The organism is Devosia limi DSM 17137 (genome assembly GCF_900128975.1).
Taxonomy (GTDB): Bacteria; Pseudomonadota; Alphaproteobacteria; order Rhizobiales; family Devosiaceae; genus Devosia; species Devosia limi.
In genome coordinates this window covers 191,052-211,161 of sequence record NZ_FQVC01000003.1, presented here as the reverse complement: position 1 = coordinate 211,161, position 20,110 = coordinate 191,052, and the positions used below count along the sequence as shown (strand labels likewise).

General features: G+C 61.0%; 31 protein-coding genes. 22 read left to right on the top strand and 9 right to left on the bottom strand.

Going from position 1 to position 20,110, the window contains the following annotated elements:
* Positions 1–13 precede the first annotated feature (13 nt).
* The 9 genes from BUA69_RS06545 to BUA69_RS06505 all read right to left on the bottom strand — a co-directional run bounded on the left by BUA69_RS06545 (position 14) and on the right by BUA69_RS06505 (position 4,166).
* The gene (locus tag BUA69_RS06545) at positions 14–1,105 is read right to left on the bottom strand and encodes a tyrosine-type recombinase/integrase (RefSeq protein WP_046133773.1); all 1,092 of its coding nucleotides are present in this window, start codon (positions 1,103–1,105) and stop codon (positions 14–16) included.
* Positions 1,065–1,460, bottom strand: coding sequence for a hypothetical protein (locus BUA69_RS06540; protein WP_178371390.1), 396 nt, complete (start codon positions 1,458–1,460; stop codon positions 1,065–1,067). The genes BUA69_RS06545 and BUA69_RS06540 overlap by 41 nt, the downstream gene beginning before the upstream one ends.
* Positions 1,461–1,494: 34 nt before the next feature.
* Positions 1,495–1,926, bottom strand: a complete 432-nt coding sequence (locus BUA69_RS06535; RefSeq protein ID WP_046133775.1) for a hypothetical protein — start codon at positions 1,924–1,926, stop codon at positions 1,495–1,497.
* Positions 1,926–2,204 carry a hypothetical protein gene (locus BUA69_RS06530; RefSeq protein WP_046133776.1) on the bottom strand — a complete coding sequence of 93 codons (279 nt, stop codon included), beginning with the start codon at positions 2,202–2,204 and terminating at the stop codon, positions 1,926–1,928. Before BUA69_RS06530 ends, BUA69_RS06535 begins: the two co-directional genes overlap by 1 nt.
* On the bottom strand, positions 2,201–2,407 hold the full coding sequence (locus BUA69_RS06525) for a hypothetical protein (protein WP_046133777.1): 207 nt from the start codon (positions 2,405–2,407) through the stop codon (positions 2,201–2,203). Before BUA69_RS06525 ends, BUA69_RS06530 begins: the two co-directional genes overlap by 4 nt.
* Positions 2,404–2,640, bottom strand: coding sequence for a hypothetical protein (locus tag BUA69_RS06520; RefSeq protein ID WP_046133778.1), 237 nt, complete (start codon positions 2,638–2,640; stop codon positions 2,404–2,406). Before BUA69_RS06520 ends, BUA69_RS06525 begins: the two co-directional genes overlap by 4 nt.
* Entirely contained in the window at positions 2,640–3,008 is a 369-nt protein-coding gene (locus BUA69_RS06515; protein ID WP_046133779.1) for a hypothetical protein, read from the bottom strand. Before BUA69_RS06515 ends, BUA69_RS06520 begins: the two co-directional genes overlap by 1 nt.
* A gap of 74 nt (positions 3,009–3,082) precedes the next feature.
* Positions 3,083–3,424, bottom strand: a complete 342-nt coding sequence (locus BUA69_RS06510) for a hypothetical protein (protein WP_046133780.1) — start codon at positions 3,422–3,424, stop codon at positions 3,083–3,085.
* A gap of 88 nt (positions 3,425–3,512) precedes the next feature.
* Positions 3,513–4,166: a LexA family protein gene (locus BUA69_RS06505; protein ID WP_046133781.1), complete on the bottom strand. Its 654-nt coding sequence runs from the start codon at positions 4,164–4,166 to the stop codon at positions 3,513–3,515.
* A 96-nt stretch (positions 4,167–4,262) separates the two neighbouring features.
* Between BUA69_RS06505 and BUA69_RS06500 the strand changes: the two genes are divergently transcribed.
* The 22 genes from BUA69_RS06500 (at position 4,263) to BUA69_RS06395 (ending at position 20,096) form a co-directional block, all read left to right on the top strand.
* Positions 4,263–4,463, top strand: coding sequence for a transcriptional regulator (locus tag BUA69_RS06500; RefSeq protein WP_072866490.1), 201 nt, complete (start codon positions 4,263–4,265; stop codon positions 4,461–4,463).
* A 119-nt stretch (positions 4,464–4,582) separates the two neighbouring features.
* Positions 4,583–4,822, top strand: a complete 240-nt coding sequence (locus BUA69_RS06495; RefSeq protein WP_046133782.1) for a hypothetical protein — start codon at positions 4,583–4,585, stop codon at positions 4,820–4,822.
* Positions 4,819–5,322 carry a hypothetical protein gene (locus tag BUA69_RS06490; RefSeq protein WP_052950357.1) on the top strand — a complete coding sequence of 168 codons (504 nt, stop codon included), beginning with the start codon at positions 4,819–4,821 and terminating at the stop codon, positions 5,320–5,322. The genes BUA69_RS06495 and BUA69_RS06490 overlap by 4 nt, the downstream gene beginning before the upstream one ends.
* Positions 5,319–6,803: a DEAD/DEAH box helicase gene (locus tag BUA69_RS06485; protein WP_052950358.1), complete on the top strand. Its 1,485-nt coding sequence runs from the start codon at positions 5,319–5,321 to the stop codon at positions 6,801–6,803. The genes BUA69_RS06490 and BUA69_RS06485 overlap by 4 nt, the downstream gene beginning before the upstream one ends.
* Positions 6,793–7,749 (top strand): toprim domain-containing protein, encoded by a 957-nt coding sequence (locus BUA69_RS06480; RefSeq protein ID WP_046133783.1) that lies wholly within the window; start codon positions 6,793–6,795, stop codon positions 7,747–7,749. Before BUA69_RS06485 ends, BUA69_RS06480 begins: the two co-directional genes overlap by 11 nt.
* Positions 7,749–8,597, top strand: a complete 849-nt coding sequence (locus BUA69_RS06475; protein WP_046133878.1) for a ParB N-terminal domain-containing protein — start codon at positions 7,749–7,751, stop codon at positions 8,595–8,597. Before BUA69_RS06480 ends, BUA69_RS06475 begins: the two co-directional genes overlap by 1 nt.
* A 257-nt stretch (positions 8,598–8,854) precedes the next feature.
* Positions 8,855–9,685, top strand: a complete 831-nt coding sequence (locus tag BUA69_RS06470) for a hypothetical protein (RefSeq protein ID WP_046133784.1) — start codon at positions 8,855–8,857, stop codon at positions 9,683–9,685.
* A 493-nt stretch (positions 9,686–10,178) separates the two neighbouring features.
* The gene (locus tag BUA69_RS06465) at positions 10,179–10,553 is read left to right on the top strand and encodes a beta-sandwich lipoprotein (protein ID WP_046133785.1); all 375 of its coding nucleotides are present in this window, start codon (positions 10,179–10,181) and stop codon (positions 10,551–10,553) included.
* Positions 10,554–10,555: 2 nt separating this feature from the next.
* A complete protein-coding gene (locus BUA69_RS06460) occupies positions 10,556–10,906 on the top strand; it encodes a hypothetical protein (protein ID WP_046133786.1) in 351 nt (116 codons plus the stop codon).
* 7 nt (positions 10,907–10,913) lie between these two features.
* Positions 10,914–11,108: a hypothetical protein gene (locus BUA69_RS06455; RefSeq protein WP_046133787.1), complete on the top strand. Its 195-nt coding sequence runs from the start codon at positions 10,914–10,916 to the stop codon at positions 11,106–11,108.
* Complete coding sequence (locus tag BUA69_RS06450; RefSeq protein WP_046133788.1) at positions 11,108–11,479, top strand: hypothetical protein; 372 nt, start codon at positions 11,108–11,110, stop codon at positions 11,477–11,479. Before BUA69_RS06455 ends, BUA69_RS06450 begins: the two co-directional genes overlap by 1 nt.
* Before the next feature lie 119 nt (positions 11,480–11,598).
* Positions 11,599–12,039, top strand: a complete 441-nt coding sequence (locus tag BUA69_RS06445) for a P27 family phage terminase small subunit (protein ID WP_046133789.1) — start codon at positions 11,599–11,601, stop codon at positions 12,037–12,039.
* The gene (locus tag BUA69_RS06440; RefSeq protein WP_046133790.1) at positions 12,011–13,831 is read left to right on the top strand and encodes a terminase large subunit; all 1,821 of its coding nucleotides are present in this window, start codon (positions 12,011–12,013) and stop codon (positions 13,829–13,831) included. The genes BUA69_RS06445 and BUA69_RS06440 overlap by 29 nt, the downstream gene beginning before the upstream one ends.
* Positions 13,832–13,849: 18 nt before the next feature.
* A complete protein-coding gene (locus BUA69_RS06435; RefSeq protein WP_244468685.1) occupies positions 13,850–15,808 on the top strand; it encodes a phage major capsid protein in 1,959 nt (652 codons plus the stop codon).
* 65 nt (positions 15,809–15,873) lie between these two features.
* Positions 15,874–16,119 carry a hypothetical protein gene (locus BUA69_RS06430; RefSeq protein WP_046133791.1) on the top strand — a complete coding sequence of 82 codons (246 nt, stop codon included), beginning with the start codon at positions 15,874–15,876 and terminating at the stop codon, positions 16,117–16,119.
* A gap of 5 nt (positions 16,120–16,124) precedes the next feature.
* Positions 16,125–17,489 (top strand): phage portal protein, encoded by a 1,365-nt coding sequence (locus tag BUA69_RS06425; protein WP_046133792.1) that lies wholly within the window; start codon positions 16,125–16,127, stop codon positions 17,487–17,489.
* Entirely contained in the window at positions 17,486–18,250 is a 765-nt protein-coding gene (locus BUA69_RS06420; RefSeq protein WP_052950359.1) for a hypothetical protein, read from the top strand. The genes BUA69_RS06425 and BUA69_RS06420 overlap by 4 nt, the downstream gene beginning before the upstream one ends.
* Before the next feature lies 1 nt (position 18,251).
* Complete coding sequence (locus BUA69_RS06415) at positions 18,252–18,599, top strand: hypothetical protein (protein WP_046133793.1); 348 nt, start codon at positions 18,252–18,254, stop codon at positions 18,597–18,599.
* Between the two features lie 9 nt (positions 18,600–18,608).
* Positions 18,609–18,809: a hypothetical protein gene (locus BUA69_RS06410; protein WP_046133794.1), complete on the top strand. Its 201-nt coding sequence runs from the start codon at positions 18,609–18,611 to the stop codon at positions 18,807–18,809.
* On the top strand, positions 18,802–19,191 hold the full coding sequence (locus BUA69_RS06405) for a head-tail adaptor protein (protein WP_046133795.1): 390 nt from the start codon (positions 18,802–18,804) through the stop codon (positions 19,189–19,191). The genes BUA69_RS06410 and BUA69_RS06405 overlap by 8 nt, the downstream gene beginning before the upstream one ends.
* Positions 19,191–19,664 (top strand): HK97-gp10 family putative phage morphogenesis protein, encoded by a 474-nt coding sequence (locus BUA69_RS06400; RefSeq protein ID WP_046133796.1) that lies wholly within the window; start codon positions 19,191–19,193, stop codon positions 19,662–19,664. Before BUA69_RS06405 ends, BUA69_RS06400 begins: the two co-directional genes overlap by 1 nt.
* Before the next feature lie 3 nt (positions 19,665–19,667).
* A complete protein-coding gene (locus BUA69_RS06395) occupies positions 19,668–20,096 on the top strand; it encodes a DUF3168 domain-containing protein (RefSeq protein WP_052950360.1) in 429 nt (142 codons plus the stop codon).
* The last annotated feature ends 14 nt before the right edge of the window (positions 20,097–20,110 follow it).

The following is a 20,110-nucleotide window of genomic DNA, read 5'->3' as shown; positions in this document are numbered from 1 at the left end:
AACGAAACGTGTTCTAGACAATGCGTCTAGACAGCTTCTGTTCTTGTTCGTTCTGGTGCAGACGGTCCATGGCGTCAGTTACCGTCGCCATTTTGTTCTTGAGGTCTGCGTTTTTGCTGTAGTGCGCGGCCATGATTTCCGTCTTCTGGCCGAGGGCGTCTGCAATTGTTCGGGTATCGAAGCCTTGCTCGCGCAGGGTTGTTGCGACTGTATGGCGCAAGCCATGAATGGTCAGGCCTGGCTGGACCAGGCCCTTTTGCTCCAAAGCCATTCTGAACTTCCGCCAGGAAGCGCGAAAGCCGCTTTCGGTCCAGGCTGTGCCTCGGCTGGTAGCAGCGATCTCTGGCACCTCATCGAAGTGTGGGGCTTCATCAAGGATTTCTCGCAGGGCAACTGGGCAGCGCCACCAGACGAAGGTTCCCGCCTTGCTGGTCGTGGTGGAGATGTCGTGGCCATTGTATCGCGCCCATGTCATCCGCAACACGTCGCCCTCGCGCAGACCAACGTACATCGCCAAGGCAATGGGCACCTTGAGATGAATAGGGGCCGCAGACATCACTGCTTCGCGCTCGGCCTGTGACCATGCCCGGTTAGCGTCCGCCATTCCCTTCGGCCGACGAATCTTTTTCACGGTTCTGATCACGGGGTTGGTCGACACCATCTCCCGCTCGCGCGCGAACTCAAAAATGATGGAGAAGACGGCGACCACATAATTGGCAAAACGACGTTTGTGCTTCGCGTAAGCCTTGTCTCTGATCTTGACTATGGCGCCACTGGTGAAAGCTGCGAGGGGCTGATCACGCATAGGCTTGAGGTAGTCGAATACCTTCTGGTAGTCGGTTCTGGTGCGCGTGGCCAGCAGCGGCATGGCGGTGGCGCGGTACATGGTGATTAACGCACCCAACGTGCCAGCCTTCGCGTTGCCTGTTGCGGCCTTTGCTACTTCCTCGTTGATCCGTGCGACTTCCGCAACAAAATCGGCGGTGCCGTATTCAGCTTCGATCCGCCTACCGGTCTTGCGGTGGTAAGAATACCAGTTCCCGGACTTCGGCTCGAAGTATCGCTTAATGCCGGGTATTCCCGGTTTCTTCTTCCTCGTCGCCATTCAGCGCTTCCAGTGCTTGATCGAAATCCGACTTGGCCTCTATCCCTTTGAGCCCGTCAATCCATTTGTCCAAATCCGCTTGGTCAAATCGCTCTAGGCGTTTGCCCGGCCCCAGAGGAACGGGGCGCACTGAGCAAACGGCCGTAAAGGTTGGGACCGACAAAGCGCAATAGGCAGCAGCCTCGGAGCGCGACATTAGGCGGCGGATGGCGGATTTTGTCATCCCCGTTCCCCCATAGCTGTCCTGATCGCCGTCAGGGTCCAGGTGAACGCCGGCAGCCACCAGAGCCAGATGTAATCCACGGCAAGGTTGTGCTCCGGGGTGAGGCCTGTTGCCCACGATGCGCAGGTCCATGCGGACAGAGCGCATGCGGTAACCCATAAGAGCCTCACGGCGCATTCCCATCACAGGATGGGAAGGCCACCCGATATCGATCCCGCGCGATATCTCGGATGCGATCGAACTCGGCGTCGCCAAGCTCCTGGCGCAGTGTGTCCAAGAGAACGTAGCGGAAGCTGTCCTTGCTTGGATCGGCCGGCTTGCCCTTATCAAACTGGACGATGAGCTTATTAACTGCTGCCTTCGCTCGTTTCTTCCAACGAATTGCGCCTTGCACCTTCGAGCGCCAGCCAGGCCTGTTTAAGCTGTGCTCTGGATCGGCTTCAACACGGCTGATCTGAGACAGCATGCCTTCGATCTGCATATCGATATCAACGACAGCCTGGACGCATTCTTCGCGGGTTTTCAGGTCTCGAACGGCGACACCTTCGCGGACGATCAGACCCATGGCATCAAATGCGCCGATTGGTTTCTCGTGCATTACGCAGCCCTCCTGGTGATGCGCTTGGTCCGGATGGGAGACGGGTTCATCGTCTGGGCGCAAAAGTCCATGTCGGGCTCATCGCCGGCGTCGTGGCCCTCCCTGTCTTCCCCCGACCAGTGCCAGCGGCCGGTTTCGTCAAAGAGCATCCCGAGGCCCAAGGACGGCTCAAGGTCGCCGTTTGCCTCAAAATCCGGATCCCCGTCGATCTGGTCGAGCATCTCGATCAGTTCTTCGATCATCGCCTCGGCGCGCTGCCGCAGCTGGGAGTGGTTCATTTGCCTTCCCCTGCCGTGTAGACGCCCAGAAGCACCTCGGCCGATTTGAGCTTCTGTATGGCCTCGTAAAGCGTCTCATGGATGGCTGCTTGATCGTCTGCCGTCTCGGCGGCGTCCAGGGCCAGCCAAGCCGTGGTGACAATGGCAAGGCCGCGGTTAAGGTCATCAGCTGCCTTCATCCGGTTCTGTTCGCGACCGCTCATCTCCTTCCCACGACAGTCGACCCAATCTCAACGAAGTTGTCGTCGACAAGGCCGTTGAGCTTCTCCATCTGATCGCGAGCGATACAGATAAGGGCGTTCAGGCGATCCATATGTGGGACCCTGGCACCTGGCGGGCCAAAGTCGCATCCCAAGATGGTTTCGGCCACGGTGTCGATCAGCTCGCCCATGTTGGTGAGATCGGTATGCAGGTCGTTCAGGTCGTAACTGGCCATCACGCACCTGCCTTCCGGAGCTCGGTGGCGGTGCGCATGCGGTTAGCGCGGCCATCGGCCCAAATGAAGGATGGCACCAGGCCGTCGACGCGAGCGAAGGCCATGTCGCGAACGTCCTCGTCGTCCCTCGATAGGCCGAGCCGCGCGGCGAGATTGCCCGACATCGCCTGCAATTCCCTGTCTAGGCGTTTCTCATGTTCCTCGGCCCAACCGAAGACCGCAGACTCGCCGTCTGCCGCAGCGCGGCACGTGAGGTCGAAGGTGTTCAAAATGGACACCATGGTCGACATGACGGAATAGAGCTCCCAGACGGTCATCGCTGAGTATTTATCAGACGGGAAATTTGGGGTATTGGATGCGGCATCCATGATTGACCTCCAGCGGTAGAATTGTGGGAGGCTCGGGGAGCGTTACAGCGCTTGCCCGAGCCGATTTATTCGGATCAGACGGCAGGCTGCTGCGCTCTCAAGAACGCCAGAACGCTCTCCATCATGCAGTCAGCGACTTCGTGGTCGCCATTGCGAAGTTCTTCAATGCCGAGTTCCAGCCCGGCGATGGCGCTCTGCATGCTGGACGGAGGCGTGTTCCATGTACGCAAGGCATCGAGCGCAGTCCCGTAGCCTTCGCTGGTCGCCAAAGCCTCTAAGTCGCCGATGTCGGTTAGGTAATGTGGTGTCGCGTTGAACGCTGCAGCACCCACGCGGTATTCAGCAATTGCAAGCAGGAGAGGATCGAACCCGCGCTTGCGGGCCGCCTCGAAGAGCTTGGGAAGGGGTGACGGCATATCGGCCTCCAACGGTGTTCGCTGAAGGTAGTAAAGCCCCGCTTAACCTTAATGTCAAGTGATGCTTAATTTAAAATCAAGTGTCGCTTCACCTTGTCCGCCGGAATGAACGATGTTCTTTCATGGTTCCGACAATTCGCCCCGGTGATTTCGATGATATCGTCAGGCTGGGATAATCGGGATTAAGGGGCGCCAATTCGATCACTGGCTTACCGTCAGCATCATTCCCTCTTGGTCGATACTTTTTGAAGGTTGCCTCACTCTCTCCTTCGAGCGCGGCCACAACATAGTCCCCTGGTATAGGCTCGAGGCCGGTGTCTACGATAATGACGTCGCCAGGCTTAAATTCTGGCATCATGCTTTCGCCATCGATCTCTAGTGCAAACGTGGGGCCAGAAGGCTTCCAGTGGATTTCGAACGCCCGCATTTCATCAGCGACATGCTGCTGGGCGACTGTTTCCGACCAGTTCCCTGCAGCCACTTTACTGAGCATCGGAACGACAAACCGACCCTCCCTCGTGTCTCCGCGATAGGGGCCCAACTCCCCGCCGAAGTACGCTGTTCTCAGGTCTAATCCGAGTAGGTCGCCGATAAAAATAAGTCGGTCCGCTGTTGGTACTGTCCTGCCGCTTTCCCATTGCGAAATCGCTTGCACGCTAATGCCAAGCGCCCGTGCCAGGTCCGCCTGCGTCATCCCCGCAGCCTTTCTGCTATCGCGGATGCGGTCTCCAAGTGCAGACATTGCAATTCTCCTGTTTGAACAACATCATAAAGCATTGCTTTAGGTGAACAATGAAGTGGTGCTTGATTTTAACCTTAAGCCGTGCTTAATACGCCTATGGAAAACGCACTCGAAGCTGCCATCAAGGCCGTGGGCACGGCCCAAAAGTTTGCCGAGAAAATCGGTGTGACCCCGCAAGCCGTAAGTCAGTGGCGTCGAGTGCCGGCTCTGCGTGTGCTGGCAGTTGAGAAGGCCAGCGGCGTAAGTCGACACGATCTCCGCCCAGATATTTACCCGCGCGAAGAGGTTGCTGCGTGATCTCGCACCCACATGCGCGTGATGGCCCGACCAGCGCAGTTTTGCGCTGATCCCATAATCTCGGTCGGGCAGGCTGGTCGGACAACCCGCTGCCCACCCCTTCAAGGAAATCAACCACCATGAAACACGACGAAATCGTGGACGGCGAAGCCATGTCCGCCGTTGAGGGCATCGACGCCACTCACCTGATCGGCACGCACATGGTCGTCGATCTGCAGCAGGAGCCGCAGCGCGCCGCGTTCAACGCCTATCGCGTGGCCTTCAGGCACAACGCTGACGATCCGACCCTTGCCAACGCGGCGGCGCTGGTCGCGGCCTGGAACGGGTTTGCCGACATTATGGGGATCGACCGGGTATGAGCCGCATTCGATCTATCCACCCGGGCTTTTTCACCGACGAGGACTTGGTTCAGGTGAGCCGAGATGCTCGTTTGCTATTGCTGGGGCTATGGGTCGAGGCTGACGACAAGGGCGCCTTTGAGTGGAAAATCACCACTCTCAAGATGCGCCTGTTTCCGGCGGACACCCTCGACATCGATACCCTGCTTGCGGAATTGGTGTCGATTGACGCCATCGCCAATTACGAAGTCGACGGACGTAAGTACGGCGCAATTCGGAATTTCCGTAAGTTCCAGCGTCCAAAATCCCCCAATGACATCCACCCTATGCCGGATGATTTCCGAAATTACGTCCGCTTACCGCCGTCTATTCCGGAACCATTTCCCCCAAATGGGGAAATCGCTCCGCAGATGGAGGAGGGAGGAGGGATGAGGGATTCAGAACTTAGCCATACAGGGCAGGATCTCTCAGTAGGGCAGGGTGGTAAGACACGGGCACGAGCCAAGGCGGGCGGCAAATGAGGCCCCTGCGTGACCACCAGTCCGATGCCATCCGCATGCTCCGGCAATCGCTGGCATCAGGCCACAAGCGACCCATGCTGCAGGCGCCCACCGGCTTCGGCAAAACTCTGACTGCGGCCGCCGTGATCCAGATGGCCTTGGACAAGGGCAATCGTGTTTGCTTCACGGTGCCGGCGATCTCGCTGATCGACCAGACGCTCGACGAATTTCGAGCAGAGGGGATCACCGATATCGGCGTTATCCAAGCCGACCACCCCGCGGTGGATTGGATGGCCCGGGTCCAGATAGCCAGCGTCCAGACGCTCGCGCGCCGGGCGCTGCCCGATACCGACATGGTGCTGGTCGACGAGGCGCACCAAGCGTTCAAGGTGATCTTCAACTGGATGGCCGATCGGCCAAAGCTGCCCTTTGTCGGGCTGTCCGCGACGCCTTGGACCAAGGGACTGGGCAAGCACTATGACGACCTGATCATTGCGGCGACCACCCGCGACCTGATTGCGCGGGGATTTCTGTCACCCTTCCGGGCCTTCGCCCCATCCCATCCAGACCTGTCGGGCGTCGGAACGGTCGCTGGCGACTACGACGAAGGCCAAGCCGCTGAGGCCATGGACAAACCGCAGCTGACTGCTGACATCGTCACGACCTGGCTCAAGTCTGGGGAGAACCGGCCTACGCTGTGCTTTGCGGTGAACCGGGCGCATGCGCGCAGTCTCGAGGACGAGTTCCGTGCAGCCGGCGTCACCACGGCCTACATCGATGCCAATACCGAGCGCGATGACAGAACCAAGATCGGCCGGGCGTTTGCCACTGGATTGGTCAAGGTGGTCGTCAACGTCGGGGTTCTGACCACCGGCATCGACTGGGATGTGCGCTGCATCATCCTGGCGCGGCCGACCAAGAGCGAAATTCTTTACACCCAGATCATCGGGCGAGGCCTGCGCACCGCAGACGGGAAAGAGGATTGCATCATCCTCGACCATTCCGACACCACCCAGACGCTGGGCTATGTGACCGACATCAAGCACGAAAAGCTCGACGCGGGCCGCATGGCAAAGGGCAGGAAGGCCGAGCCCAAGGTACGCGCGGTGAAGCTCCCCAAGGAATGCACGTCCTGCACCTACCTCAAGCCTGCTGGTGTGCATGTCTGCCCAGAATGTGGCTTTGCGCCCGCACGGCGCGAGGATGTCGCCACCGTCGACGGCGAGCTGTTCCAGGTGCAAGGCGGCAAGACAAAGGACGACCGAGCCACCAAGCAACGGTTCTGGTCTGGGCTGCTCTGGTACTGCGACGAGCGGGGATATTCTGAGGGTTGGGCCAGCCACAAATTCAAAGAACGCTTCGGCATGTGGCCGCGCAGCCTGCGCGCGGTGCCGGCGACCCCAGACGTGCATTGTCGGAATTACGTGAGGGCCTCGCAGATCAGATACGCGAAGGGCCGCGGAAAGGAACAGAAGACGGGAGGGGCACCAGATGCAGCGTAAGATTGGCGATCGCGTCCAGGGGCGCTGGAAGGAAATCCTGCCGTCGCTGGGCATACCAGCGGCATCCATCACCGGGAAGCACTGCGCGTGCCCAGTGTGCGGTGGAAAGGATCGGTTTCGCTTCGACGACAAGGACGGCAAGGGCACGTGGTTTTGCGCTCAGCAGCATGGCACGGAATCGTCCAATGCCAGCGGCAGCGCCGGCAACGGCTTCCGCCTGCTGATGGACATGCAGTCCTGTGACTTTGCCGAGGCCGCGCGCCTAGTCGAGACCGTGATCGGGACCGACAGCGAGCCGGTAGAGCAACCCATCGTTGCCGATCCTCGCCATGAGCAGGCAGAGACCTACGCTGCGGTGAGGGCTGTGTGGAAAGCCGCCAAATGGATTACCACCGACGACATCGCTGACCAGTATCTGCGCAAGCGCGTCGGCGCCTATGCACCATCGCGGGCACTGCGCTTCCACCCGGCCTTGAACCGTAACGGCCAGCCCTGTGCGGCGCTGATCTCGGCGTTCGTCGACGTGCATGGCGATCTGGCAGGATTGCAGCGAACCTTTCTCACGCAGGGCGGCGAGAAGGTGACCGGCAATGCGCCACGGCTCACCATGGGAAGCTTGCCGGCTGGCGGCGCCGTTCGGCTGGCGAAGCACGACAAGGTTCTCGGCATTGCCGAGGGCGTCGAAACAGCACTGGCGGCGACTGCCCTACACGGCATCCCCTGCTGGTCTGCGCTCAATGCAGGCCGGCTCGAAGCCTGGCAGCCGCCCGAGGGCGTCACGGAGGTTGTGGTCTTTGGCGACAACGACACCAACTCGGTGGGGCAGGCGGCAGCCTATGCGCTGGGCAAGCGGCTCAACCAATCGATCATGGCCGAGGTGGTGATCCCGCCTGAACCCGGCACCGACTGGAACGACGTGCTTCTGTCAAAACTGAGGACGCAATGATGAACGCCCCCGAACAAGCTCTGCGCCAGATCGCACCCATCGGCCTCATTGGCCTCACTCCGGCAAAGCCCGAAACCGGCATGCCCATTTGCGAGATGGTGGACCCCCGCGACCTTTGGGTCGACCCAGCCTATCAGCGCCCGGTTGGCGAGCGTGGCATCAAGCAGGTGCGCCGCATCATCGAGAATTTCGACTGGACGAAGTTCAAGCCGCCGGTCTGCGCCTTTGCCGAGGACGAGGACGGCAAGACCGTGCTGAAGGTGCTGGACGGCCAGCACACCGCAATCGCCTGCGCCAGCAATCCGCATGTGGCGCTGATCCCAGTGATGATCGTCGAGGCACCGGACACCCGGTCCCAGGCAGAGGCGTTCCTTGGCCAGAACAAGGATCGCCTGGGCATCACTGCGCTGCAGCTGCACTATGCGGCGGTGGCTGCCGGCGACCCTGAAGCTGTGACGGTGGCGCAGGTTTGCGACCGGGCAGGTATCAAGATCCTGCGTTACACCGGCAGGGAATTTGAGGCGCGCGAGACCGTTGCAGTCACTGCTATCGCGGGTTTGGTCTCGCGCAGGGGCGCCATGCGCGCGAGGCAAATCCTCGACGTGCTGGCAAAGGCAGAGTTAGCACCAATCACATCCAACCAGATCAAGGCCGTCGAGCACCTGTTGACCGAGGACGAATTCAAGGAAGCGATTGAAGCCGAAGCTTTGACTGAGGCGGTGGCAGGTCTGGGGTGGACCGTCGACGACGAGGCCAAGATATTCGCCGCCACCCATCGCGTTCCCATCTGGAAGGCGCTAGCGTCTATCTGGTTCAGGAAGTGCCGCAAGAAGCGAAAGGCATCCTGATGGGCAAGTGGTCAAGCCAGCGTCATGCGGCGAAGAGTGGCGTAGCGTTTCGACTGACCCACCAGGTGGGAGGCCGTTACTTTAACCCGAAAGTTGAGCAGAAACAGCGCCGAGCAAGGGATGAGATAGAGCCCCCAGCCGACGTCATCCGGCACAAAGGGATATTGGCCTGGCGCGCTTGAAAACTCACGGCAGTTCGGGCATAAAAGGACTGTCCGACCAGCCTGCCCGACCTCTCCCACCCGAGAGGTCGTTCTATGTCTAAGGCCAGCAAAGCCAAAGCCTCCAAGCCACTGACGTTCGATCAGGCGGCATCAGAGCTTCCTGCAGCCGAGGCGCAAGCCCGGGCGTTGTCATCCGCTTATTCCGAAGCCTACGAACAGTGCATTCTGCAGCTGCGCGCTTTGCACGCCATTCTTGCGCGGCAAGGGGCCAAGTCAAAAACAGCTTTGCGTCGGGTCGACGAACTGCGCGCGGTGGTCGACGCCGGCGAAGGCCGGACCGTGCCGAAATTCGAGCTGGTGCCCAACCCGATGATTACCCAGGGGTTGCTCGATGCCGTTGCCAGCGGTGAGGTGGCCACCAAGCACGAAGCCAGCATCATGGCCGCCAAGAACCAGGTAGTGCTGGTTGGCGGGCTGGCGCGTGTGAAGGGCAAGACCGAAGCCCAGTTCATGGCAGCGGCCCATTATTGCCACCTCTACGAAACCAGCCAGATTGGGCCCATGCAGGCCACTGACTACTCCCAGGTGCGTGTCGACACGTCGGGGCCGCGCCAAGATCAGGTCTCGGCCTCACAGGACGACACCCGTGCCGAGCTGGATAGCTGCCGCAGGGCGCTGGGCGCGCGGGCGGCAAGCATCGTCGACAAGATCGTCGTTCACGGCCTATCGGTGCGCAGTCTGTGTGAAAACCTGAAGTTGGGGCAGGGTGGACAAGCCCGGCGCCGCCTTGAAAAGGAACTGCTCGACGCACTGGACGTGCTGGTGGGCTGCTTCAACCTCCTGCCGAGAGAGAAGGGCAAGCCGACAGGGTGGCGTGATGCAGATCGGCCGCCGCTTGTGCTGCCCGATGAGCCAGAGGGCTGATAACGCAAAAGGGCCATCGCTGGCCTGCTTGCCAAGGCGGGCCAAATCATCTATGTTTTGGTTAATCGCGGTCCTTGCGTCAGAAATGATGCGGGGCCGTTTGCTTTTGTTCCCTTTCGATCCCTTACCTGCCGAATGGTCCCCCGGGTCCGGCTCCGGTCTAGGCAGACAGCGGGATCCGTGAAGCAGGGCGCCGCACATGACATGGTTTATCGGACTGGGCGTGTTGGTGGCTTCGTGGGGTGTGTTCTGGGGTGGCGCATTTCGAATGAAGTTCGGACGCTGGCCGCGCAGCCTCGACGAGTGGACGCCGCACTGAAATAAGAGTGCGAATCGCATCGGGGTTTTGTCCGAGGAAATCAACCTGTAAGCCCCGGAAACGCTGGGGTTTGAGGGCGCGAATCCATCTCGCCTGAGTCGCCATTTAGGCACCACCCATCACACCTTCCCCAAGCCTCGCTCTAGCAAGCGGGGCTTTTTGCTGGAGAGCCACATGCTCAAATACGCCGCGGTGTTGCTGCCACTGGTCGCGCTCGCCGCTTGCAGCGATGCCGATGTCGCGTCGGCCAACCTGTCGAAGGCTGCGGACCAGTTCGAGATCAACCGCCGCGTCGTCTTCTATAACGGCATCACCGGTGACTACATCCTGAGCGTTGAGGGCCTGTGTTCCCTCGGAAATGCCGACAGCAAGGGGCAGTTGACGGTAACCTGCAAGACCGGTCCGGGTGCCTACAAGAAACACTTCCTTGGTCTGTCCGACAACGTGACCTATTTTGCCGAGCAGCTGGAAGCAGCTAGCGTCAGCGCCTACCATTACCGTGTGGTGTTCAAGCCTTCGGTGATCGTCCCCGATATCGACATCCGATAGCCGTGGCGCGGCCCCATCATCGCCGTTCACCCCAGGCCGAGGCCTACCGCAAGCACTACTGGACGAACCGGTGGAAGCGCGCCCGGGCAGAGCAGCTGTTCAAGCAGCCGCTGTGTGAGAACTGCCTGCGCTATGGCCGCGTGACTGTCGCCACCGTCTGCGACCACGTCGACCCCAAGACTAAGCTGGACCCGAACACATTCTTCGCCGGTCCGTTCCAAAGCCTCTGTGATGCGGACCCCTGGCGTTGCCACTCCAAGGTCAAGCAGAGCGAGGAACGCCTTGGCTATGTGAAGGGCAGCACCGAGGACGGCAGGCCAGTGGCCGCTGACCACCCATGGAACCGAGGATAGATCCACTATGACGAATGCTCAGATGGCTCAGTGCTTCAACGAATGGATGCGCCGGTATATCGAGGAACCCGACCGCTTCGCTCGTGAGTTCGAGATGGTCAACCAGTTCCTAGCCGACGAGCAGAATGGACGAGAGCCCTCCTACGGCGAGACGAGCGCCGCATACATGGCGCAGCTTGCAACCGAGATGGCGGTGGCGTGATGAGCGGGCGCAAGCACTTCGGCGTTGAGGCTGCCCCACGCTACCCGAATGTCGATCTCGAAGCGTTGGCGGACCAAGTGGGAGAAGCGGCAGAGAGGTCAGGGCTTGGCGTTCGCAAGCTCATCGACGAGCTGGAGAGCTACACCGGAACCGAGGCAGTAAAGTTCAACATCACTGATGGCGATTGCCTGGTGATCAAGTGCCCTCACGTTGTCACCCGAGACGAGGCCTTCCACCTCAAGAGCGCTTTCACGGCGCTGGTCGACAACCTGGGCGTCAATGCCAAGGTGATCATCCTCGATAGGGGCATAGACATCGCAGTGTTGACTAAGGGCGAGCCGGAGCGGGCCCCGGGCCGTCTGACCCCATAGGGGGGGGCCTTCGCGGGTCCTGATCGACCGATCTTCTGCACCCGCGTCCCCCCTCCATTTTCACCGAAACCGAATTCAGAACAAAAAGTTGAGGCCATCCCCGAAGGGGATGAGTTGCGATGAACGTTGTAACCCTAGACGGCACCGGCGAAATCGTCCCAGAGCCGGACTGGGAAGCGCTGTTCAATGACGCGCTGGAAATTGAGGCTGCCAAGGAACACTGGCGCCGGGTTTCGGCTGAACTGAAAAGCCGGAACATCCTATCGCCAGGCAATGCCCACGCCATGCAACGGCTGATCGTCGCCTACGTCCTCTATGACCGCTCGCTGCGGGAAGTGGCCGAACATGGTGCTGTGACCAAGCCGAAGCGCGGCAATCCGAAAGCTATTGCGCGGACCAGCCCCCACTTCGCCGCCATGCGCGAGCTGGGGTCAGACGCAGCCACCCTTGAAGCAGAATTCGGGCTTGCACCGCGCCGCCGGTCATCGGCCTCAAAGGCGCCGGCACCCAAGACGAGGAGCCGAGCATCTGATGCCTATCTCGGCTCGACCGGTCGCTGACGACCTCGCCACCCGGTACGCACTCGACGTTATCGACGGCAAGATTGTAGCAGGGGCGTTTGTTCGAGCTGCCTGCGCTCGGCACCTCAAAGACCTTGAGATTGGGTCGGCACGCGGCCTGATGTTCAATGCCGACAAGGCCAAACATGCTTGCGGGTTCTTCCCGTCAGTGCTGACCGTGACCGAGGGCATTAAAGAGGGCCAGCCGTTCGACCTGCTGCAGTGGCACGGCTTTGTTGCCGCCTCGCTGCATGGCTGGTTTCGTGAGGACGGCTTGCGGCGCTACCGCATGGCCTGGATGGAAACGGGCAAGGGACAGGCCAAGTCGCCATTCATGGCAGGCATGGGCCTCTACATGATGGGCTTTGCGGGCAAGCAGCGCTCGGAAGTCTACGCGATTGCCAGCGACAAAGATCAGGCCAACGTCCTGTTCAAGGATGCTGTGGGCATGTCGCGCGCGACGATCCCAGACTGTGACGACGGGGATAGCCTCGAAGCCCGTGGCACTGTGGTTATCCGCGGCACCGGTGACAACGCCTGGAAGATCGAGCACCCCGACACGAGCTCGAAGTTTCAGTCCATGGCCAGTGTCGATTCCATCTCCGGCCCGCGACCCTATGCGGTGTTGGCCGACGAGATCCACGAATTCAAAAGCGCCTATGCGCTGCAGATATGGAAAGCCGCCATCGACAAGATGAGCGGTGACCCGCTGATGATCCTGGGCACCAATACCCCGGCGTCAAACCAGATCGTCGGCACCGAGTATTCGGACCTGTTCCAGCGCATTGCCACCGGTGCCGCCGAGGACGATAGCCTGTTCAGCTTCATTGCTCGGGTCGACAAAGAGGACATTGAAACGGTCTTCGACAACGAGGCTGTCTGGCAAAAGGCTCTGCCGGCGCTCGATGTCACGTTCCCGATCGACAACGTGCGCAAGCGCGTCCAGACGGCCAAGCTGTTGCTATCGGAGGCGCTCGCCACCAAGCGGCTATACTTCGGCATTCCAGTCGGCAGCGATGGGTTCTGGATCTCCGAGGAGGCGTGGAATTCATGCCTGGGCGCGGTGGACCCCGACCAGCTCAAGGGCTGTCGATGCTGGCTCTCGCTGGACTTGTCCAAGAAGAACGATCTGACCGCCGTCACTGCCACGTGGGTGGATGCCAAGGGACACCTCTGGTCAAAGACTTGGTATTTCACCACCAAGACCGGTCTTGCCGATCGGGCTCGAGACGACAATGCCCCTTATGAGGAATGGGCGGCAGATCCAGTGCGCAGTGGAATGACTGCGCTGGATGGCGCGGTGATTGATTATGCGTTCGTGGCGCGCCAGGTGAAACGCCTGGTCGAAGGTCACAAGGTCGAATTCATGGCGGTTGATCCGGCCAAGATCGACGACTTTACCGCGGCCTGCGCCCTCGAAGATGTTGACCTGCCGGTCTGGCAATTCGAGGGGCCAGACGAACCAGAGGGCGAGGGCCTCAAGCTGGTTCGGCACGGGCAGGGGCCGCGTATCGTGTTTCAGGAACGGTCGCTCAGCATGCCGCGCTCAGTCGAGCGGCTGGAGGATCGCATTCTGAACGGGACCGTCACCATTGATAAAAGCCCGGTGACGACGATGTGCGCGGCCAACGTGATGATCCGCTCAGATGAGATGAACAACCGTGCCTTCGACAAGAAGCGCAGCCGGGGCCGCATCGACGGCGTGGTGACCATCGCCATGGGCGTTGGGGCCGCTGACAACGAACTGCCAGAGGCAAAGAAGCCCGCGAAATACCGCGTGCGGGTCTTCTAGAGCCCCAAGGGGAATTCAATGACCATGAACCGAGCTTACAGCCTCCTTGAGATCAAGGGGGTGGACGACGACACGCGCACTATTACCGGCATTGCCTCGACGCCCAGCACCGACCGGGCCGGCGACATCGTGCTGCCCGAAGGCGCCGTCTTCAATCTTCCGCTGCCTCTGCTGTGGCAGCACCGATCAACCGAGCCGATCGGCCACGTCATTCAGGCGAAGGTCACGGCGAAGGGGATCGAGATTGTCGCCACCATCGCCAAGGATGTCACCGATGACATCGAGAAGGCATGGAAACTGATCAAGGCCGGCCTTGTGCGCGGCCTGTCGATCGGCTTCCGCGGCATCGACACCGAACAGATCCCCAATTCCTGGGGGATGATCTACCAGAAATGGGAATGGCTGGAGCTATCCGCCGTGACCATTCCGGCCCAGGCCGAAGCGTCGATCACCTCCGTCAAGCAATTCGACACCAATGCTCCCGCCGCGACTGGCGAAACGGGGCGCCGGCCGAATGACCCTCCCGCGACTGGGAAATCCTTCAACGTGAACCTCAAGCCCCTGGAGGGCACCAAAATGACGACCATTGCTGAGCAGATCACTGCTCTGGAAACCAAGCGCGCTGCCAACGTCGCGCGCATGAACGAAGTGATGACCAAGAGCATCGCTGAAGCCCGCTCGACCGATCAGGCCGAACAGGAAGATTTCGACACCCTGGAGCAGGAAGTGGCGGCGATCGATGCCGACCTGAAGCGCCTGCGGGCCGTCGAAAAGATGAATGCTGTCTCGGCCAAGCCGGTCAATGCCGCGACCTCGGTTGATGCCGCCGCCGCCGTGCGCAGCACCGGGCTTGCTCCTGTTGCCGTCAAGGCTTCTGTTGCCAAGGGCACCGCCTTCACCCGCTTTGCCATGGCTCTCATGGCCGGCAAGGGTAACCTGATGCAGTCGGCCGAGATCGCCAAGCGCTGGGCCGATCAGACCCCGGAAGTGGAAACGGTCCTCAAGGCCGCCGTCGCCGCCGGCACCACCACCGATGCCGCCTGGGCCAAGCCCCTGGTTGAATACCAGAACATGGCCTCGGAGTTTGCCGAGCTGCTGCGCCCCGCAACCATTATCGGCCGCATCCCGGGCCTGCGGAACGTCCCATTCAACATCAAGGTGCCGCGCCAGACCGGTGGATCGTCTGCCCAGTGGGTTGGTGAAGGTGCGCCTAAGCCTGTGTCTGCCCTGGGCTTCGATCAGATCCTGCTTGGGACGACCAAGCTGGCCGGCATTGTGGTGATGACTGACGAGCTGGTCCGCGCATCGAGCCCATCTGCTGAAGCAATCGTTCGCCAGGATCTGATCAACACCATCGTGCAGACGATGGACCGAGACTTCGTCGACCCGGCCAATGCTGGCACTGCCACGGTCAAGCCTGCCTCGATCACCAATGGCGTCACGCCAGTGGTGGCCAGCGGCACCACGGCTGACCATGTCCGCGCCGACGTGAAGGCTCTGTTCGGCAAGTTCCTCACCGCCAACATGTCGCTGACCGGCGCCGTGTGGATCATGACCGAGATGCGGGCCCTCAGCTTTGCGCTGATGCTCAATCCGCTCGGCCAGCGCGAATTCCCCGACATCAACATCAACGGCGATAGCGGCGGCACGTTCATGGGTCTGCCGGTGGTGCTGTCGGAGAACATCCCGGCGAACCCGGGCGCTGGTGATCCGCTGGTTGGCGCAGGCGATCGCATCATCCTGGCCAAGGCCAACGAGATCCTGTTGGCCGACGACGGCGAAACCCTGCTGGATGCGTCCAGCCAGGCATCGCTGCAGATGGACAGCGCCCCGACCAATCCACCGGTCGCCGCCACCGTGCTGGTCAGCCTGTGGCAGATGAACCTCGTGGGCATCCGCGCCGAGCGTTACATCAACTGGGCCAAGCGCCGCCCTGGCGCCGTCCAGTACATCGACAGCGCCGCCTACGTCGGCTGATGAAACGAGGGGTCGGCCCAAATCTGGGCTGACCCCTTTTCCCTGATTTCGACAGGAGGCGAGGCATGAAACTCATTGCTGTGAAAGCCATGCGTTACGCTGGCAAAAACCTGCAGCCGGGCGATGAATTCGCGGCATCGAACGAACGCGATGGGCGCACGCTGAAGGCCATCCGTAAGGCTACTGACGCTCCCGATGGCGTCTCCCCTACGTCGTCCGCGGCCGCACCTAAGCCGACGCCATCCGAAAACAGCCCTACGCGCAAGCGGGGTAACTCGTATCAAACGCGCCGCATGCAGGCGAAGGACTGACCCTGATGCGTCTACCCTTTGGCCTCAACATCACCCGCGAAAAGGCGGCCGGCAATCTCACTCGCCCCGACACGCGCGGCGGTTGGTGGCCTCGCGTTATGGAGCCCTTCACCGGCGCCTGGCAGAAGAATATCGAGGTGAACCTGGACAGCGTGCTGGCGAACCATGCCGTGTTTGCCTGCCAGACGCTGATCGCCTCCGATATTTCCAAGCTGCGCATCAAGCTGGTGCAGCAGGATGAGCAGGGCATCTGGACCGAAACTAAGAGCCCCGCCTATTCGCCGGTGCTGCGCAAGCCGAACCACTTCCAGAACCGCATCCAGTTCATGGAAAACTGGGTGCTTTCGAAGCTATCGCGCGGCAATACCTACGTGCTCAAGCAGCGCGATGGCCGGGGCGTGGTGGTCAAGTTCTACATCCTTGATCCGGCCTTGACCCAGCCACTGGTAGCCGACAGCGGCGAAGTCTTCTATGAGCTGAACACCGACAAACTGGCTGGCCTTCCAGACCGCGTCATCGTCCCGGCGCGCGAAATCATCCACGATCGGTTCAACTGCTTTTTCCATCCCCTCGTTGGTCTGTCCCCGATTTTTGCCGGCGGGCTGGCGGCAGCGCAGGGCCTTGCGATCCAGAACAATTCGGCCACGTTCTTCAAGAACGGCTCGCTGCCAGGTGGCATCTTGACCGCCGCCGGTGCCATTGACGATGACACTGCTGCCGAGATGAAGACCGCATGGGAACAGATGTTCAGCGGCGCGAACCGCGGCAAGGTCGCCGTGCTGGGCGATGGGCTCAAGTTTGAGCCGGTTGCAGCGAAGGCCGTCGATTCGCAGATGATCGAGCAGCTCAAATGGTCGGCCGAAGTGGTTTGCAGTACCTATCACGTCCCGCCCTACAAGATCGGGATTGGCGCCCAGCCAACCTATAACAACGTCCAGGCGCTCAACACCGAGTATTATTCGCAGTGCCTTCAGGTTCTGTTCGAGGCGATCGAACTTTGCCTCGATGAAGGGCTGGAAACCGGCGACGCGCTGGGCACGGAATTCGATATCGACAATCTGCTGCGCATGGACAGCGCCTCCCAGATGGATGTGCTGGAAAAGGCCCGTAGCGTGATGACACTGAATGAGCGCCGTCGCCGGCTCGACCTCAAGGGCGTCCCTGGTGGCGAAACGATCTACATGCAGCAGCAGGATCACTCGATAGAGGCGATCGCCGCCCGCGATGCGCAACTGATCGCTACCGCCGATGCTGCGCCGGCCGAGCCCGCCCAATTGCTGCTCGCTCCGCCAGTCCCTGAGAAGGTTGAGGATAAGCAAATTGATCCCCGCCAGATCAAACGACTGTTCGCCACACGAAAGGCCGCATGATGGACCTGCAGCAGGCATTTGATGAGGGCTTCGAGGCCGTCAAGCAGTACGTCGACGGCGAACTGTCAGCCCTTGCCAAGCGGCTGGACGCTCTCGAAGGCAAGTCCGAGCCTGTCAGTGTCGCCGGTGCTGTCGTCGATCGCGAGGGGCATTTGATCCTGACCATGTCAGACGGCGCCACGAAGGATGTCGGTCTCATATGCGGCAAGGATGGGGCGACCGAAATTGTCCCGCCGGTTCCGGCCGCCAGCGAAAGCGCCAATGAGCTGACTGCAATTCTCAAGCGGCTCGACACCATTGAGGCGACAACGCCCCCTGCGGCGGTATCCAGTGCCCTGATTGATCGCGGCGGCCACCTCGTACTGACCCTGACCGATGGGGCCACCAAAGACGTCGGCCCGGTCTGTGGGACGGACGGCAAACCGGGCGAGCCCGGGCTTGGGTTCGATGACCTGGCTGTGGCGCACGACGGGGAACGTGGATTGACGCTGAGCTTTACGCGCGGCGAGCAGGTGAAGGAATTCCCCATGGTGCTGCCGATCGTCATTGACCGCGGCATTCATCGAGAGGGGGACATTTACGCCAAGGGCGATGGTGTCACCTGGGCGGGCTCGTTCTGGATCTCTCAAAAGGACGACAACGGCGACAAGCCGGGGGGCTCCCCCGAAACGTGGCGGCTGTCCGTGAAAAAGGGCAGGGACGGCAAGGACGCGGTTGTCCGCGAACAGGCCGCGCCCACCCCCATCAAGCTGAGGGGCTGACATGGCAACTCTTGTCAGTCTTGCCCAGGTCAATAGCGCGCTGCGCCTCGATCTGGAGGGCACCGAACCAGACTTTTCTACCGACGAACGCAGCCCCGATGTCCTACTCAAGATCAAGCAGGCGGAAGACATCTGCCTCGACTTCATCCAGCCCAAACCAGACCCCGCCTGGACCGCCGATGACGCGCCCGGCCGAGTCACCGCTGCGATCATTGTGGCTGTTGGGTGCCTGCTCGATGAAAGCGAGGACAGCCTTGCGATGATCAGCGGGTTGTCCGGCGTGAATGTCGATCAGCGCAATCCCATCGCAGCGCTGCTCTGGCGCCTGCGCAAACCCAGCATGGCTTAGGAGGCCACGATGACCAAAGTTCGCTTCTCCAAGGATTTCGACTTCAAGCCGAGCGACCAGGCAACCATCGGTTACAAGGCCGGATGGACTGGAACTGTCACCCAGGCATGCGCCAAGGCTGGCGAAGCTGCTGGCGTCGGCGAGATCGTCGAGGCTGATCCCGAGCCCGCCAAGCCCGTGGTCTCCAAGCCGGCCAAGGCCAATGGCTGAGAACTGGCGGCGGCCCGGCGCACTGCGCGACCGGCTGCACTTCCAGTCGAGCCCACCGGCTGGCGACGGTTGGGGCGGCCCGCCCATTCCCGGCGCCGGGGTCTTCACCACTCAATTCACCCTATCGGCCGGCATGCGGCCACGCACTGGATCGGAAGCAGTCACTGCGGCGCGGCTGGGAGGCCGTCAACCCTATGTCGTCACAGTCCGAGCCAATGCCCGCCTCAAGCAGGTAACGCCCGCGTGGCGGCTCGTAGACGCGCGAGCAGGTGAAACCAACGGCAAGCCGAACCGTGTCTTCCAGATCGTGGCACCGCCAACTGATCCGGACGGCAAGAATCAGTGGATCGAGCTGCTGGTGGTCGAAGGCCCGCCGAGCTGATGGCGACCAAGATTGAGGGCGTCGACAAGCTCAAGCGCAAGATGACGCGCTTTTCGGTGATGGCTCGCAAAGAGATCGCCGCAGCCATGGAGCAGAGCGCCGAGGAATTGGTGCGGCTGATGAAGTCGCTGGCGCCGGTCGATGACGGCGACCTGCAGATGTCGATCAACTGGACCTGGGGCGATGCCCCGAAAGGCTCGATGGTGCTGGGCTCCGTCCGCAATGAGGGCAAGGGCGTCGGCAACATGGCCATCACGGTCTATGCCGGCGGCGGCAAAGCCTACTATGCGCGGTGGGTCGAATTCGGCACCTCCGCGCATATCAACGGTGGCAGGTTCCCCGGAACGCAGCATCCCGGCACCATCGCGCGACCCTTTTTCTTTCCGGCCTATCGGTCCATGCGGAAGCGCATCAAGGGCAGAACCAGCCGCGCAATTCGCAAGGCGGCCCGCACGACGGCTGCGGGAGGCTAACCCATGGATGCCAGTGTTGACCTGATCATGGCACTGCGAGCCCGACTTGAAGCCACCCCTGCGGTGATGTCGAAGATCACCGGGATTTTCGATCGAGTGCCAGAGCAGCAGCGAGCAGAGCGCAACGTAGAATTTCCATATGTCTCGCTCGGTCCCAGCGTCTCCATCCCCGCCGATTATGACTGTGTCATGGGCGAGGAAATCACCATCCAGTTTGACGTGTGGTCGAGCGGAGCGGGCGAGGCGTTCGGCTCTGTCGAGTGCCGCAAGATCTGCGATGCGATCAAGCGCGCTCTGCATGATGTCCCGCTTTCCCTCACCGCCAATGCGCTGGTGACCTTCAATTGGGAGATGACCCGGATTTTGGATGATCCAAATCCAGCCATTACCCATGGCGTCGTCCAGTTCTCTGGCGAAGTCGAGACCCCCTAATCATCCGGCCGCCC

Bases quoted from the DNA above. Each gene is read 5' to 3' on its own strand.
- BUA69_RS06545 (WP_046133773.1), bottom strand. From the start codon at position 1,105: ATGGCGACGAGGAAGAAGAAACCGGGAATACCCGGCATTAAGCGATAC.
- BUA69_RS06540 (WP_178371390.1), bottom strand. From the start codon at position 1,460: ATGGACCTGCGCATCGTGGGCAACAGGCCTCACCCCGGAGCACAACCT.
- BUA69_RS06535 (WP_046133775.1), bottom strand. From the start codon at position 1,926: ATGCACGAGAAACCAATCGGCGCATTTGATGCCATGGGTCTGATCGTC.
- BUA69_RS06530 (WP_046133776.1), bottom strand. From the start codon at position 2,204: ATGAACCACTCCCAGCTGCGGCAGCGCGCCGAGGCGATGATCGAAGAA.
- BUA69_RS06525 (WP_046133777.1), bottom strand. From the start codon at position 2,407: ATGAGCGGTCGCGAACAGAACCGGATGAAGGCAGCTGATGACCTTAAC.
- BUA69_RS06520 (WP_046133778.1), bottom strand. From the start codon at position 2,640: ATGGCCAGTTACGACCTGAACGACCTGCATACCGATCTCACCAACATG.
- BUA69_RS06515 (WP_046133779.1), bottom strand. From the start codon at position 3,008: ATGGATGCCGCATCCAATACCCCAAATTTCCCGTCTGATAAATACTCA.
- BUA69_RS06510 (WP_046133780.1), bottom strand. From the start codon at position 3,424: ATGCCGTCACCCCTTCCCAAGCTCTTCGAGGCGGCCCGCAAGCGCGGG.
- BUA69_RS06505 (WP_046133781.1), bottom strand. From the start codon at position 4,166: ATGTCTGCACTTGGAGACCGCATCCGCGATAGCAGAAAGGCTGCGGGG.
- BUA69_RS06500 (WP_072866490.1), top strand. From the start codon at position 4,263: ATGGAAAACGCACTCGAAGCTGCCATCAAGGCCGTGGGCACGGCCCAA.
- BUA69_RS06495 (WP_046133782.1), top strand. From the start codon at position 4,583: ATGAAACACGACGAAATCGTGGACGGCGAAGCCATGTCCGCCGTTGAG.
- BUA69_RS06490 (WP_052950357.1), top strand. From the start codon at position 4,819: ATGAGCCGCATTCGATCTATCCACCCGGGCTTTTTCACCGACGAGGAC.
- BUA69_RS06485 (WP_052950358.1), top strand. From the start codon at position 5,319: ATGAGGCCCCTGCGTGACCACCAGTCCGATGCCATCCGCATGCTCCGG.
- BUA69_RS06480 (WP_046133783.1), top strand. From the start codon at position 6,793: ATGCAGCGTAAGATTGGCGATCGCGTCCAGGGGCGCTGGAAGGAAATC.
- BUA69_RS06475 (WP_046133878.1), top strand. From the start codon at position 7,749: ATGAACGCCCCCGAACAAGCTCTGCGCCAGATCGCACCCATCGGCCTC.
- BUA69_RS06470 (WP_046133784.1), top strand. From the start codon at position 8,855: ATGTCTAAGGCCAGCAAAGCCAAAGCCTCCAAGCCACTGACGTTCGAT.
- BUA69_RS06465 (WP_046133785.1), top strand. From the start codon at position 10,179: ATGCTCAAATACGCCGCGGTGTTGCTGCCACTGGTCGCGCTCGCCGCT.
- BUA69_RS06455 (WP_046133787.1), top strand. From the start codon at position 10,914: ATGACGAATGCTCAGATGGCTCAGTGCTTCAACGAATGGATGCGCCGG.
- BUA69_RS06450 (WP_046133788.1), top strand. From the start codon at position 11,108: ATGAGCGGGCGCAAGCACTTCGGCGTTGAGGCTGCCCCACGCTACCCG.
- BUA69_RS06445 (WP_046133789.1), top strand. From the start codon at position 11,599: ATGAACGTTGTAACCCTAGACGGCACCGGCGAAATCGTCCCAGAGCCG.
- BUA69_RS06440 (WP_046133790.1), top strand. From the start codon at position 12,011: ATGCCTATCTCGGCTCGACCGGTCGCTGACGACCTCGCCACCCGGTAC.
- BUA69_RS06435 (WP_244468685.1), top strand. From the start codon at position 13,850: ATGACCATGAACCGAGCTTACAGCCTCCTTGAGATCAAGGGGGTGGAC.
- BUA69_RS06430 (WP_046133791.1), top strand. From the start codon at position 15,874: ATGAAACTCATTGCTGTGAAAGCCATGCGTTACGCTGGCAAAAACCTG.
- BUA69_RS06425 (WP_046133792.1), top strand. From the start codon at position 16,125: ATGCGTCTACCCTTTGGCCTCAACATCACCCGCGAAAAGGCGGCCGGC.
- BUA69_RS06420 (WP_052950359.1), top strand. From the start codon at position 17,486: ATGATGGACCTGCAGCAGGCATTTGATGAGGGCTTCGAGGCCGTCAAG.
- BUA69_RS06415 (WP_046133793.1), top strand. From the start codon at position 18,252: ATGGCAACTCTTGTCAGTCTTGCCCAGGTCAATAGCGCGCTGCGCCTC.
- BUA69_RS06410 (WP_046133794.1), top strand. From the start codon at position 18,609: ATGACCAAAGTTCGCTTCTCCAAGGATTTCGACTTCAAGCCGAGCGAC.
- BUA69_RS06405 (WP_046133795.1), top strand. From the start codon at position 18,802: ATGGCTGAGAACTGGCGGCGGCCCGGCGCACTGCGCGACCGGCTGCAC.
- BUA69_RS06400 (WP_046133796.1), top strand. From the start codon at position 19,191: ATGGCGACCAAGATTGAGGGCGTCGACAAGCTCAAGCGCAAGATGACG.
- BUA69_RS06395 (WP_052950360.1), top strand. From the start codon at position 19,668: ATGGATGCCAGTGTTGACCTGATCATGGCACTGCGAGCCCGACTTGAA.